The sequence below is a fragment of the Cereibacter sp. Soil_C_27 genome (assembly GCF_057657095.1).
On the sequence record NZ_JBDGJD010000002.1, the window covers coordinates 834241 to 847213 of the forward strand.

Here is a 12973-nt window from a genome sequence, read left to right on the forward strand (position 1 = left end):
GGCGGTCGGCGTCAAAGCGACACGGTAGCGCGGGGGCATGGGGGTGAGCATCAGTGCGCCACCCCGGCGGCGACCGATTCGTCGATGAAGCGGCCCTCGCGGAATCGCTCCATGCCGAAGGCGGCGGTCAGCGGGCCGGGCTGGCCGGTGGCGACCAGCTCGGCCATCGCCCAGCCGGAGCCCGGGATCGCCTTGAAGCCGCCGGTGCCCCAGCCGCAGTTGATGAAGCAGTTGCCGAGCGGGGTCTTCGACAGGATGGGCGAGCGGTCGCCGGTCATGTCGACGATGCCGCCCCACTGCCGCAGCATCTTGAGGCGGCTGATCATCGGGAAGGTCTCGATCAGCGCGCGCAAGGTTTCTTCAATGTGATGGAAGGAGCCGCGCTGGGTGTAGTTGTTGAAGCTGTCGGTGCCGCCGCCGATCACCATCTCGCCCTTGTCGGACTGGCTCATGTAGCCGTGCACGGTATTGGCCATGACCACGACATCCATGCAGGGCTTGATCGGCTCGGAGACCAGCGCCTGCAGCGCCACCGCCTCCACCGGCAGACGAAAGCCCGCCATCTCGGCCACTTGGCCCGAGTGACCGGCGACGACGATCGCCAGCTTCTTCGTGCCGATGTGGCCCTTGGTGGTCTCCACCCCGGTCACCACGCCGTTCTCCTGCGTGACGCCCTTCACCTCGCATTGCTGGATGATGTGCATGCCCATGTCGGAACAGGCCCGCGCATAGCCCCAGGCCACCGCGTCGTGCCGCGCAGTGCCGCCGCGCGCCTGATAGAGCGCGCCGAGCACCGGATAGCGCGGCCCGTCGATGTTGATGATCGGCACCAGCTTCTTCACCTGCTCCGGCCCGATCCACTCGGTCACGACACCTTGAAGGGTGTTGGCATGGACGGTGCGCAGATAGCCGCGAACCTCGTGATGGGTCTGGGCCAGCATAAGCAGGCCACGCGGGCTGAACATGACGTTGTAGTTCAACTCCTGGCTCAGCGTCTCGTAGAGGCTGCGCGCCTTCTCGTAGATCGCGGCCGAGGGGTCCTGCAGGTAGTTCGAGCGGATGATGGTGGTGTTGCGCCCGGTGTTGCCGCCGCCGAGCCAGCCCTTCTCGATCACCGCGACATTGGTGATGCCGAAATTCTTCCCAAGATAATAGGCGGTTGCGAGCCCGTGGCCGCCTGCGCCGACGACGATCACGTCATAGTTCTTTTTCGGCAGCGGCGAGGCCCAGGCGCGCTCCCACCCCGTGTGCTGGCGAAGCGCCTCGCGGGCGATGGCAAAGACTGAGTAACGTTTCATGAGCCGACTCCCCGTGGCGGGCCTTGTCCCAGCCTTCTGGAACGGCGGCGCGTTATAACCGCACCCGCAAGCGGCACAATCGGGACAAATGCGACATCGCCCTTCACGGCACCGTCGCTCCACGGCTGCGTCGGCGGCGCAGGGCGCGCATTGGGCCTTTTGCCCCGGCGCATCACGGCTTACATGGGGAACCGACGCCCTTCGAGCGCGGGCCAGAGGTGGGAGCAGGCATGGCAATCGGGATATTCTGGGTGGTGACGGCGCTGATCGGGATCGGTGTCGCTGCGATCCTCATCATGTCGCTGCTGCGCGCGGCCCACAGCGCCGAACCCGCCGCCGCCTATGACATGCGCGTCTACCGCGACCAGCTGCGCGAGGTCGACCGCGACCTGGCCCGCGGCATCATCGGCGCCGAGGATGCCGAGCGGCTGCGCGCCGAGGTGTCGCGCCGGGTGCTCGACGCCGACCGGGCGATGGTCGGGGCATCCGACGACGGGCGCGGCCCGGGGCGGATCTCGCTGGCCGGGGTGGCTCTGGTCGTGGTGCTGACGGCGGGGGCCTTCGCCGGCTACTGGGTGCTCGGCGCGCCGGGTTATCCCGACATGCCGATGGCCGCGCGGATCGCCGATGCCGATGCCGCCTATCGCGACCGCCCGGGGCAAGCGGCACTGGAGGCCGAGTTCACCACCGCCCTGCCGCAGCCCGATCTGCCGGACGGGGTCGACCCGAAGTTCCTCGAGCTGATGGAGCGGCTGCGCACCGCCGTCACCGAGCGCCCGAGCGACGTGCAGGGCCAGAAGCTTCTGGCGCGCAACGAGGCGGCGCTGGGCAATTTCGCCGCCGCCTATGCCGCGCAGGCGCAGGTCATCGCGCTGACCGCACCCGAGGACAGCGCCGAGGATCACGCGGCGCAGGCCGAGCTGATGATCCTCGCCGCCGGCGGTGTCGTCTCGCCCGAGGCCGAGGCCGCGCTGACCGCAGCGCTGCAGCGCGATCCCGAGAACGGCACGGCACGCTACTACTCCGGCATGATGCTGGCGCAGACCGGGCGGCCCGACATGGCCTTCCGGCTCTGGCGCGGCCTGCTGGAAAGCTCCTCGCCGGACGATCCCTGGTTCGAGCCGCTGCGCGCCCAGATCGGCAGCCTCGCCACCCGCGCCGGGGTGCAATACGAGCCGCCCGCGGCCACCCCCGGCCCCTCGGCCGCGGATGTCGAGGCCGCCGCCGGCATGAACGAGGCCGACCGCACCGCGATGATCGAGGGCATGGTGACCCAGCTCAACCAGCGGCTGGCGACCGAGGGCGGCACCGCGGATGAATGGGCGCGGCTGATCGGCGCCTATGGCGTGCTGGGCCAGACCGACCGTGCGACGGCGATCTATGCCGAGGCGCTGACCCGCTTCGAGGGCCGCAGCGAGGATCTGGCACTGATCCGCAGCGCCGGCGAACGGGCCGGGGTGGCGGTCGAATGAGCACCGACGACATCCGCGGCTTCCTCGAAGCCCTGCCCGCCCAAGGCGCCATCGCCGGGCTCGACTTCGGAGAGAAGACGGTCGGCGTCGCCGTCTCCGACCTGCGCCGCGGCATCGCGACGCCGCTGCTGACCATCCGCCGCACCAAGTTCACCGAGGATGCGGCGAAGCTGCTGGAGGTGGTCAAGGCGCGCGGCATCGTGGGGCTGGTGCTGGGCATGCCGCGCAACATGGACGGCTCCGAAGGGCCGCGGGCGCAGGCGACGCGGGCCTTCGCACGCAACCTGTCGCGGCTGACCGACCTGCCGATCGGCTTCTGGGACGAGCGGCTGTCCACCGTCGCCGCCGAGCGGGCGCTGATCGAGGCGGATACGTCTCGCAAACGCCGCAAAGAGGTCATCGATCACGTCGCCGCCGGGTATATCCTGCAGGGCGTGCTGGACCGTCTGGGCCACATGAAGCGGGAGAGCGACGGGTGAAGGACGACCTCTGGCAGCGGGACGAGATCGAGAGCCCCTGCGTGAAGCTCTGCGTGATCCATCCCGAGGAACGGCTTTGCCTCGGCTGTTTCCGCACCATCGAGGAAATCTCGGCCTGGTCGCGGCTGAGCCCGGAGGCGCGGCGCGACGTGATGGCCGACCTGCCGTCCCGCGAGCCCCGCCTCGCCCGCCGCCGCGGCGGCCGCGCCGGACGTCTCGACCGCTGACCCCAAGCTGATTCCGGCCGGGGGTGCCGTCCCCGGGGGCATCGAGCCCCCGCGTCCGGCGTTGCCACGGAAGATACTTCCTCGCGGCGCTTCTTCTTTGTCCAAAAACTCAGCCGGAGGCGCAAGAGACGGTGATCCCGCGCCCCTGTCTGGCAAAGGCGCCTCCGTCGGGCGTATCTGGGCGAGGAGGAACGGAAGGGCCAGGAGCGTCGCCGGGATATGAGAGACCGGGGACGGCCTAGGCCTGGCAAGGCCGCGCAAGGGGGCTCGATGCCCCCGCGCGCGGCGCCCCCACCTCGCCACGGTCGGGGTGGCAGGATCAGGCGGGTTGCTGGGCGACGAGGGCGGCGGTCACGTCCTCGGGCGTGCCGATGGCGCGGGTGGCGGCGCCCTTGGCGATGCGCTTGATCATGCCCGAGAGCGCCTTGCCGGCGCCGATCTCCCAGAACTCCGTGACCCCGGCGCCTTCCATCCACTGAACGCTCTCGCGCCAGCGCACCGCGCCGGTGACCTGCGCCACCAAGAGCGCGCGGATCCGGTCGGGTTCCGTCACCGCCTCGGCGCGGACGTTCACCACCACCGGCACCAAGGGCGCCTCGATCACCACGGCGGCGAGCGCCTCGGACATCACGCTGGCGGCGGGCTGCATCAGGGCGCAGTGGAAGGGCGCGCTCACCGGCAGCAGGAGGGCGCGTTTCGCCCCCCGCGCCTTGGCCAGCTCCACCGCGCGCTCCACTGCCGTCTTGTGGCCGGAGACCACCACCTGCGCAGGGTCGTTGTCATTGGCGGCCTGGCAGACCTCGTCGCCCGCCGCCTCATGCGCGATCCCGACCACGGTGTCGTAATCGAGCCCGAGCAGGGCCGCCATGGCGCCGACGCCGACCGGCACCGCCTCCTGCATGGCGATGCCGCGCACCTGCAGCAGCCGGGCGGTGTCGGCAAGGCCGAGCGAGCCGGCGGCGCAGAGCGCGGAGTATTCGCCGAGCGAATGACCGGCGACGAAGGAGGCGGTGGCGATGCCGAGGCCCTCGGCCTCCAGGGCTGCGAGTGCGGCCATCGAGGTGGCCATCAGCGCGGGCTGGGCATTGCGGGTCAGGGTCAGCTTCTCGATGTCGCCTTCCCAGATCAGCTTCGACAGCGACTGGCCGAGCGCCTCGTCCACCTCGTCGAAGACGGCGCGGGCGCCGGGATAGGCTTCGGCCAGCGCGCGGCCCATGCCGATGGTCTGGGCGCCCTGCCCGGGGAAAACGAATGCGCGGCTCATGGCGGTCTCCTTCATCTCTTGCTTCGGCCATACCCCGACGCGGGTCCGGGTGCAATCTGGCGCACAGCGCCTGTGCGCTTCCGTCCGGCCCGGCCCGTTCCGGCAGATCGGCGGCGCTGCTATCCTGCGGCCAAAGACCGGAGACATCATGCCCCTTTCCAACACCTCGCGCAGCTACGGCGGCGTCGCCCGCAGCTTGCACTGGCTCACCGCCCTCTTGATCCTCACCGCGATCCCGCTCGGCTGGATCGCCAACCGCCTGCCCTATGACACCGCCGAGGCGCTGGCCGGGAAGGCGCAGCTCTTCTCGCTGCACAAGAGCCTCGGCGTTGCGGCCTTCGCCGTGGCGCTGGCGCGCATCCTCTGGGCGCTGGGCCAACCGCGCCCTGCCCCGCTTCACCCCGAGCGGCGGCTGGAAACGGCGCTGGCCGAGACGGTGCACTGGCTGCTCTATCTCTCGCTCCTGCTGGTGCCGCTGGCGGGCTGGGTGCATCACGCGGCCACCACCGGCTTCGCGCCGATCCTCTGGCCCTTCGGTCAGGACCTACCCTTCGTGCCGAAATCCGAAACGGTGGCCGGGATCGCCGCCGCGGCGCATTGGCTGTTCGCGCGGCTGCTGATCCTGTCGCTCGTGCTGCATATCGCCGGGGCGTTGAAGCATCATCTGATCGACCGCGATTCCGTGCTGCGGCGGATGACGCGCGGCGAGGCGGCGCCGGAGGGGCCGGTCACGCCGCATCGCGCGGGACCGGCGCTGGCCGCAGTCATTGTCTATGCGCTGGGGGCCGGGATCGCGGTGGCGCTGGTCCCGCCGAAGACAGAGGCGCAGCCTGCGCTGGCGGCGGTCGCCTCGGACTGGGCGGTGACCGAGGGCTCACTCGGCGTCACCGTGCGGCAGATGGGGGCGGAGGTGGAGGGCTCCTTCGCCGACTGGACCGCGGCGATCCGCTTCGACGAGACGCCGGTGGAGGGCCGCAACGGCGAGGTGACGGTGACCATCGCGACCGGCAGCCTGACGCTCGGTTCGGTGACGGAGCAGGCCAAGGCGCCGGAGTTCTTCGACAGCGCGGCCCAGCCGACGGCGAGCTTTGCAGCCGAGATCCGGCCCGAGGGCGAGGGCTATGTGGCGGAAGGCACGCTGACGCTGCGCGGGGCCACCGTGCCGGTGAGCCTGCCCTTCACGCTGGAGCTCGACGGCGACACGGCAAGGATGACCGGCAGCACCACGCTCGACCGGCGCGACTTCGGCATGGGGGCGAGCTATGCCGACGAAAGCTCGGTCGGCTTCGCGGTCGAGGTGGATGTGGCGCTGACGGCGACGCGGGGCGAGTGACCGGCGACGGCGCAAAGAAAAAGGCCGCCGGATCGCTCCGGCGGCCTTCGTCGTTCAGGCGGGTCCGATCACTCGGCCTTCATCGCCTCGATCGAGATCATCACCTGCACCTCTTCCGAGACGAAGGGTGCGAAGAGGCCGAGGCCGAAGTCGGAGCGCATCAGCGTGGTCGTGGCGTCGAAGCCGGCCCAGGGCTTGTTCTCCATCGGGTGCATGCCGGCCTGGTTCAGCACGGCGTCGAGCACGACGGGCTTCGTCACGCCGTTCAGCGTCAGGTCGCCGGTGATCTTGGCGGTGGTCTCGCCCGTCACCTCGATGCCGGTGGAGGTGAAGCTGACCATCTCGTCATCGGCGGCGTCGAAGAAATCCTTCGACATGAAATGCTCGAAGCGGGCTTCCCAGCCGGTGAGCATCGACTTCACCGGGAAGGAGACGGTGACGCTGGAGGCGGCCGGGTCTTCCTGATCGAAGGCGATCTCGCCCTCGAAGCCGGAGAACATGCCGGTGCCCGTCGAGAAGCCGAGGTGGTTGTAGGTGAAGACGATCTGGCTGTGGCTCGGGTCGAGCGTGTAGGTCTCGGCGGCGGCATGGGCGGCGGTGCCGAGGGCGAGCGCCGAGACGAGGGAAAGGGCAGAGAACATGCGGGTCATGGAAGGCTCCGGTTACTGAGGGACGGGTTCGTCACGGGCGACAATGCGCAGGCTGCGGTCTCTTGCTCAATCGCACGCTGCCGCGCAGGACTTGTTCGCCAAAGCACAGGGGCCGAGGCCCTTGCATCACCCGCGAACGCCTGTATAAGACCGCATCCTTCCGCACTCACGTGAACCGGCGCAGCCTCTCGTGGACGGGCCGCGGAAGGGATGGCCCGACCTATGAAATGCGCCCTGTCAGATCGGAGACCACATGCCGCTTTACGAGCATGTTTTCATCTCGCGTCAGGATCTTTCCAACGCTCAGGCCGAAGGCCTCATCGAACATTTCTCCACGGTCCTCGCGGATAACGGCGGCAACGTCGTCGAGCGCGAATACTGGGGCGTCAAGACGATGGCCTACAAGATCAACAAGAACCGCAAGGGCCACTATGCCTTCCTGAAGTCGGACGCCCCCTCGGCTGCCGTGCAGGAGATGGAGCGCCTGATGCGCCTGCATGACGACGTGATGCGCGTGCTGACCATCAAGGTCGACAAGCATGCCGAAGGCCCGTCGGTGCAGATGCAGAAGCGCGACGAGCGCGAGCGTGGCGACCGTCCGGACCGTGGCGACCGCCCGGATCGCGGTGATCGTGGCGACCGGCCCGAGCGCAGCTTCGGCGGCGACCGTGGCGGTTTCGGCGGCGATCGCGGTGGTGACCGCGGCGGCTTCGGCGCCCGGCGCTGATCAGGCAGGAAAGGATATAAACTATGGCGAACAAACCCTTCTTCCGCCGCCGCAAGGTCTGCCCCTTCTCGGGCGACAACGCACCGGCGATCGACTACAAGGACACGCGTCTGCTGCAGCGCTACATCTCCGAGCGCGGCAAGATCGTTCCGTCCCGCATCACCGCCGTTTCGGCGATCAAGCAGCGTGAGCTGGCCCGTGCGATCAAGCGCGCCCGCTTCCTCGCCCTGCTGCCCTACGCTGTGAAGTAAGGAGCACCCGCACATGCAAGTCATCCTTCTTCAGCGCGTGGCCAAGCTCGGTCAGATGGGCGAGGTCGTGAACGTCAAGGACGGTTACGCCCGCAACTTCCTGCTGCCGCAAGGCAAGGCCCTGCGCGCCAACGAATCGAACATCAAGTCGTTCGAGGCCCGCAAGGTTCAGCTGGAAACGCAGAACCTCGAAACCAAGAAAGAGGCCGAAGTCGTCGCCGCCAAACTCGACGGCCAGACCTTCGTCATCATCCGCTCGGCGTCCGACTCGGGCGCGCTCTACGGCTCCGTCACCACCCGTGACGTCTCCGACGTCGCAACCGCCGAGGGCTTCTCGGTCGAGCGTGGCCAGGTCGTCCTGGACCGCCCGATCAAGGATCTGGGCCTGCACCCGGTTTCGGTCGTGCTGCACCCGGAAGTCACCGTGAAGATCACGATCAACGTCGCGCGCTCGGTCGAAGAGGCCGAACTGCAGGCTTCGGGCAAGTCGATCCAGGAGCTGGCGGCGGAAGCCGAAGCGGCTGCCGACTTCGAGATCGCGGAACTGTTCGACGAACTGGGCGCTGCCCAGGACGGCGAAGACCTCTGATCCCTGTTGGATCCTTGAGACCGCGCCGGGAGACCGGCGCGGTTTTTTCATGTCCGGATCGCGCTCTACAGCATCGGGTTTTGTAGAGCATGGGCGGTGATCGCCCGGCCGATCCGGGCGGCGGCGCTCTAGCGCCCGGGGGTGCTCGTGCAGATCCCGCAGCCGGCGCGTTTCGCCATCCACAAGCTGATCGTCGCCGACCGGCGGCGCGGCGGGCCGGATGCGCTGACGTCAAGGAAGGATTGGGCGCAGGCGGCGCTGCTGGTGGAGGCCTTGGCCGGGGACCGGCCGGAGGAGCTGCGCGTGGCCGGAGCCCTGAGCGGCGGCGGCGGATCGACGGCAGCCTTGAGCGGATGACGGAAAAGGCGCAGCGGCTGGTTGCCATGTAAACCGGCCGGGATGTGAAAAGGGCCGCTCCCGAAGGAGCGGCCCCGATCTGTCACGCTGTGGGCGAAATCACATTTCGTCCAGGGCTTCGATCGCCTTCTGCAGCTCGTCCTTGCTGATCTCCTTGTCGGTCACGGTCGCGCCGGACACGATATGGTCGACCACCTTGTCCTCGAAGATCGGCGCGCGCAGCTGCTGCTGGATCTGCGGGTTCTTCTGGACGAACTCGAAATACTGACGCTCCTGCCCCGGATACTGCCGGGCCTGCGCCAGAACCGCCTGGGTCATCTCGGCGTCGGTCACGTTGATCTCGGCCTTGCGACCGATCTCGGCCAGCAGGAGGCCCAGACGCACGCGGCGCTCGGCCAGCTTCTTGTGCTCCTCGGTCGCCTCGACATGGCCGTGGTTGTGGCCCTGCTCTTCCGGGTGCTCCTCGTGCCAGAGCTGGTGGGCGATCTGCCCGGCTTCGGCCTCGACGAGCGAGCTCGGCAGGTCGAAGGAGACCATGCCGTCGAGCTGGTCGAGCAGCGCACGCTTCATCACCGCGCGGGCAGCGCCCTTAAACTCCGCTTCCAGACGTTCGGAGATCTGGGTCTTCAGACCGGCCAGATCCTCGGCGCCGTATTTCTTGGCCAGTTCGTCATCGACTTCCGCCGGCTTCGGAGACTTCACCGACTTCACGGTGCAGGCGAATTCGGCTTCCTTGCCGGCAAGGTGCTTGGCGCCGTACTCGGCCGGGAAGGAGACCTTCACCGTCACCTCGTCGCCGGCCTTGGCACCGACCAGCTGCTCTTCGAAGCCCGGGATGAACGAACCGGAGCCCAGCACCAGCGGGTAGTCTTCGGCGGTGCCGCCCTCGAACAGCTCGCCGTCAACCGAGCCCTTGAAGTCGATCACGACCTGATCGCCGTCCTTGGCCTTGGAGCCCTTCTTGCGGTCCTCGAAGGACTGCGCCGAGGAGGCCAGGTTGGTCAGCGCCTCGTCGACCGAAGCCTCGTCGGCCTTCACGGTCAGACGCTCCAGCGTCAGGCCGCTCGCGTCGATCTCCGGGATCTCGGGCAGCGCCTCGTAGCTCATCTCGACCACGACATCCTGGCCCTCGGCCCAGGTTTCGCCGCCGACCATCTTCACTTCCGGCTGCATCGCCGGGCGGTCACCGGAATTTTCCAGATGGTCCTTCATCGCACCGTCGATGGCGTCCTGCATCGCGTCGCCCAGAAGGCGCGGGCCGAACTGCTTTTTCAGCATGGCCATCGGCACCTTGCCCTTGCGGAAGCCCTTCATCTCGACCTCGGGCTGAGCCTCGATCAGTTTTTCCTGGACCTTCGCGTCCAGTTCAGCCGCCGTCACCGTGATGGTGTAGGCGCGCTTCAGACCTTCGTTCAGGGTTTCGGTGACCTGCATATGTTTCCGTCCTCTTTGTTCCTATGGTGCGGGTGAAGGGACTCGAACCCCCACACCTTGCGGCGGCAGGACCTAAACCTGCTGCGTCTACCAGTTCCGCCACACCCGCACATCACTCAAAGCGCGGCCCTGCCGTTTCCGACCAGAACCGCGCCTCAAAATCCGCGCCCTTCTAACAAAGCCCCGGGCGCGATGCGAGAGGAAAAGCACGCGGCAGCGCGGCATGGTGACGGGTTCCTGCCGCCTCCCGGCCTTAATTTTGCACCACCTTGACGCGAACCGTCGGCGGGTGACGATCGGCGCGGCGCGAATGGGCGGACATATGGCACAGTGGGAACCGCAGGCAGACATCCGGGTGGAGCCGCAGCACGGCCTTCTACTTGTTCCGGGCACGCGGGTGCTGACACTGGAGGGCGCGCTGCCGGTGGAGCTGCTGGGCCCGGGCGACCGGATCGTGACCCGCTCAGGTGCGCGACGGCTGGCGGGTGTGGAGGTGCTGCCCTTGGCGCGGCGGCGGATGCTGCGGATCGGCGCCGGGACGCAGGCGCATGGCAATCCCGACTGCGACCTGCTGCTGCCGGCCGAACTGCCGGTGCTGTTGCGCGGCATGCGGGCCAGGTTGATCCACGGGGTCGAACAGATCGTCCTGCCCGCCGAGCGGCTGGCCGACGGGCGGCAGGTGCGGCTGGAGACGGCCGAGACCCGGCTGAACGCGCTGCGCTTCGACGCGGCGGTGGTGATCTATGCCGGGCCGGTGGAGGCCGTGTCGCAGCCCGCGCCGCAGTCGGCGCTGGCCTGAGCCGTCAGAGCCCCAGCGCGCGGAACACCTTGGGCAGTTCCTCCGGCAGATCCTCGGCGATGAGCCCGGGTCCGAAGCTGCGCGCCGCCTCGACATGCAGATGCGCGCCGGAGGCCGCCGCCTCCAGGGGCGTCACGCCGCGCGCCAGCAGCCCGGTGATGAAGCCTGCCAGAACATCGCCCGCCCCCGCCGTCGCCAGCCACGGCGCCGCGCGGTCGTAGAGCGCCGGGCTGAGGATGGCGCGACCGTCCGGGGCCGCGATCACCGTGTCGGGGCCCTTGAGAAGCACCACCGCGCCGAACCGTTCGGCCGCCGCGCGGCAGGCGTCGAGCTTGGAGAAGGCCGGGCCCGGCGCCGCGGCGGCGTCGAGACGCTCGGCCAGATCGGGGCAGAGCCGGGCGAATTCGCCCATATGCGGGGTGAGCACGCAGCGGTCGTGCAGGGCGGCGGCAAGAGACGGGTCGCGCGCGACCAGCGTCAGCGCATCGGCGTCGAGCAGCGTCGCCCGCCGCCCGGCCAGTGCCGCCGCGACCAGCGCCGCCTCGCGCGGGCCGGTGCCAAGGCCCGGGCCGAGGCAGAGCGCGGTCAGACGGCTGTCCTGCAGCATCGCCGCCAGCGCCTCTGCGTCTTCCAGCGGGCGCAGCATGATGGCGTCGAGCCGCGCTGCCATTTCCGGAACGGCGGCCTCTGGGCAGGCCAGGGTCACCAGCCCTGCCCCCATGCGCAGCGCGCCGCGGGCCGAGAGCCGTGCCGCCCCGCCATGCCCCGGCCCGCCGGAGAGCACCAGCGCGTGACCGTGGCTGAACTTGTGCCCGGCGTATTTGCCCGGATCGCCCCGCTCCGCCAGCCGCACCGCCTCCGGACCGGCCCCGCGCAAGAAGTCCTGCACCGCGGCCTCGACCCCCAGCGGTACCAGCCGCAGCACCCCGCCGAGAGAGGCGGCAGGCTCCAGCATGTGGCCGAGGCGCGGGCGTTCGAAGCTGACGGTCAGCGCCGCCGGGCGGTCGAGATAGCCCTCCGCGCTGCGCACCCGCCCGCTGTCGGCGCAGAGACCCGAGAGCACATCCACCGCCACCAGCCGGCAACCGCTCGCCTGCGCCAGCCGCAGCGAGTCGCGGATCTGGGGGGCGATGTCGCGGGTAAGACCGCCGCCGAAAAACGCATCCACCACCAGCGGGCGCCCGGCGAGATCGGCGGGCTCCAGCGCCGCAAGGTCGCGCACCGGGCCGAGCAGCTCCCAGCGGCGGCACATCGACTGGGCATCGGGCGTGGTGGGCGGCGCGCTCGCAAAGACCGCGACCGAGGTGCCGCGCTCGCGCAGGAGGCGCGCGATGACATAGCCGTCGCCGCCATTGTTGCCGGGGCCGCAGAAGATCACCGCGGCGCCGGGCCGTTCGCGCAGCGCGGGCCATTCGGCGTGGATCGCCTGCACCACGCCGCTGCCCGCCCGCTCCATCAGCGTGAGCCCAGTGACTGTGCCGGAGGCGATGGCGGCGGCCTCTATGGCGCGCATTTGGGCAGAATGCAGAACTTCCATCGTATTCACCCCGATCCTGTTCTAAATCTGCCCGTTAATTGTGCGGATAGATCAAATTGCAGACAGAAGGTCGCAGTTTTCCCTGCCGATCCTGCCTGTGCCTACCCTAGCCAATTGTCCCTGCCCTGCGGAAGTGGTCAGTGGCTTGCGGATACGGGGCAAAGCGGGGGAGTCGGGCCGTGAAGAAGATTGAGGCGATCATCAAGCCTTTCAAGCTCGACGAGGTGAAGGAGGCGTTGCAGGCCGCAGGCGTGCAGGGGCTTTCCGTTACCGAAGTCAAGGGGTTCGGCCGTCAGAAGGGCCATACGGAGCTCTACCGTGGCGCCGAATACGTTGTCGATTTCCTGCCGAAGGTAAAGATCGAGGTCGTCCTCGCGGATGACATGGTCGATGCCGCGATCGAGGCGATCACCTCTGCCGCCCGCACCGACAAGATCGGCGACGGCAAGATCTTCGTCAGCCCCGTCGAGCAGGCGATCCGCATCCGCACCGGCGAGACCGGCGACGACGCGATCTGACCGGCCCAACGCGCCGGACGCGCGGTTGCGCCCGGCCC

The 12973-nt window shown here is 69.0% G+C and carries 15 protein-coding genes and 1 tRNA gene; 10 read left to right on the forward strand and 6 right to left on the reverse strand.

Annotated elements, in window-relative coordinates; translation table 11 throughout:
• Positions 1-50: 50 nt before the first annotated feature.
• A complete protein-coding gene (locus tag AC3A5Z_RS11060) occupies positions 51-1298 on the reverse strand; it encodes a sarcosine oxidase subunit beta family protein (protein ID WP_487519392.1) in 1248 nt (415 codons plus the stop codon).
• 230 nt (positions 1299-1528) lie between these two features.
• On the opposite strand from AC3A5Z_RS11060, the gene ccmI reads away from it, so the two are divergent.
• From ccmI to AC3A5Z_RS11075, 3 genes are read left to right on the forward strand one after another with little or no spacing between them, the layout of a single operon-like run.
• Positions 1529-2770, forward strand: coding sequence for a c-type cytochrome biogenesis protein CcmI (gene ccmI, locus AC3A5Z_RS11065; RefSeq protein WP_487519393.1), 1242 nt, complete (start codon positions 1529-1531; stop codon positions 2768-2770).
• Positions 2767-3249: a Holliday junction resolvase RuvX gene (gene ruvX / locus AC3A5Z_RS11070; RefSeq protein ID WP_487519394.1), complete on the forward strand. Its 483-nt coding sequence runs from the start codon at positions 2767-2769 to the stop codon at positions 3247-3249. The genes ccmI and ruvX overlap by 4 nt, the downstream gene beginning before the upstream one ends.
• Entirely contained in the window at positions 3246-3476 is a 231-nt protein-coding gene (locus tag AC3A5Z_RS11075; RefSeq protein ID WP_487519395.1) for a DUF1289 domain-containing protein, read from the forward strand. The genes ruvX and AC3A5Z_RS11075 overlap by 4 nt, the downstream gene beginning before the upstream one ends.
• A gap of 319 nt (positions 3477-3795) precedes the next feature.
• On the opposite strand, the gene fabD is transcribed toward AC3A5Z_RS11075, so the two are convergent.
• Complete coding sequence (gene fabD, locus AC3A5Z_RS11080; protein WP_487519396.1) at positions 3796-4740, reverse strand: ACP S-malonyltransferase; 945 nt, start codon at positions 4738-4740, stop codon at positions 3796-3798.
• A 148-nt stretch (positions 4741-4888) separates the two neighbouring features.
• Here fabD and AC3A5Z_RS11085 point away from each other — a divergent pair, with 148 nt between their 5' ends.
• Positions 4889-6073, forward strand: coding sequence for a cytochrome b/b6 domain-containing protein (locus tag AC3A5Z_RS11085; protein ID WP_487519397.1), 1185 nt, complete (start codon positions 4889-4891; stop codon positions 6071-6073).
• Between the two features lie 68 nt (positions 6074-6141).
• Here the strand turns inward: AC3A5Z_RS11085 and AC3A5Z_RS11090 are convergent, their stop codons facing one another.
• Complete coding sequence (locus AC3A5Z_RS11090; protein WP_487519605.1) at positions 6142-6714, reverse strand: YceI family protein; 573 nt, start codon at positions 6712-6714, stop codon at positions 6142-6144.
• 262 nt (positions 6715-6976) lie between these two features.
• On the opposite strand from AC3A5Z_RS11090, the gene rpsF reads away from it, so the two are divergent.
• The 4 genes from rpsF to AC3A5Z_RS11110 all read left to right on the forward strand — a co-directional run bounded on the left by rpsF (position 6977) and on the right by AC3A5Z_RS11110 (position 8647).
• Entirely contained in the window at positions 6977-7450 is a 474-nt protein-coding gene (gene rpsF, locus AC3A5Z_RS11095; RefSeq protein WP_487519398.1) for a 30S ribosomal protein S6, read from the forward strand.
• 23 nt (positions 7451-7473) lie between these two features.
• Positions 7474-7701, forward strand: a complete 228-nt coding sequence (gene rpsR, locus AC3A5Z_RS11100; RefSeq protein WP_100198517.1) for a 30S ribosomal protein S18 — start codon at positions 7474-7476, stop codon at positions 7699-7701.
• Positions 7702-7714: 13 nt separating this feature from the next.
• The gene (gene rplI, locus AC3A5Z_RS11105) at positions 7715-8290 is read left to right on the forward strand and encodes a 50S ribosomal protein L9 (protein WP_487519399.1); all 576 of its coding nucleotides are present in this window, start codon (positions 7715-7717) and stop codon (positions 8288-8290) included.
• A 147-nt stretch (positions 8291-8437) separates the two neighbouring features.
• The gene (locus AC3A5Z_RS11110; protein ID WP_487519400.1) at positions 8438-8647 is read left to right on the forward strand and encodes a GSU2403 family nucleotidyltransferase fold protein; all 210 of its coding nucleotides are present in this window, start codon (positions 8438-8440) and stop codon (positions 8645-8647) included.
• Between the two features lie 99 nt (positions 8648-8746).
• Here AC3A5Z_RS11110 and tig read toward each other — a convergent pair whose 3' ends face one another.
• Complete coding sequence (tig, locus tag AC3A5Z_RS11115; protein ID WP_487519401.1) at positions 8747-10081, reverse strand: trigger factor; 1335 nt, start codon at positions 10079-10081, stop codon at positions 8747-8749.
• A 24-nt stretch (positions 10082-10105) separates the two neighbouring features.
• Positions 10106-10190 (reverse strand) — tRNA-Leu (locus AC3A5Z_RS11120).
• Positions 10191-10403: 213 nt separating this feature from the next.
• On the opposite strand from AC3A5Z_RS11120, the gene AC3A5Z_RS11125 reads away from it, so the two are divergent.
• Positions 10404-10880, forward strand: a complete 477-nt coding sequence (locus tag AC3A5Z_RS11125; protein ID WP_487519402.1) for a Hint domain-containing protein — start codon at positions 10404-10406, stop codon at positions 10878-10880.
• A gap of 4 nt (positions 10881-10884) precedes the next feature.
• On the opposite strand, the gene AC3A5Z_RS11130 is transcribed toward AC3A5Z_RS11125, so the two are convergent.
• Entirely contained in the window at positions 10885-12417 is a 1533-nt protein-coding gene (locus AC3A5Z_RS11130) for an NAD(P)H-hydrate dehydratase (protein WP_487519403.1), read from the reverse strand.
• Between the two features lie 179 nt (positions 12418-12596).
• On the opposite strand from AC3A5Z_RS11130, the gene AC3A5Z_RS11135 reads away from it, so the two are divergent.
• Positions 12597-12935, forward strand: coding sequence for a P-II family nitrogen regulator (locus AC3A5Z_RS11135; RefSeq protein WP_107664804.1), 339 nt, complete (start codon positions 12597-12599; stop codon positions 12933-12935).
• Positions 12936-12973 lie beyond the last annotated feature (38 nt).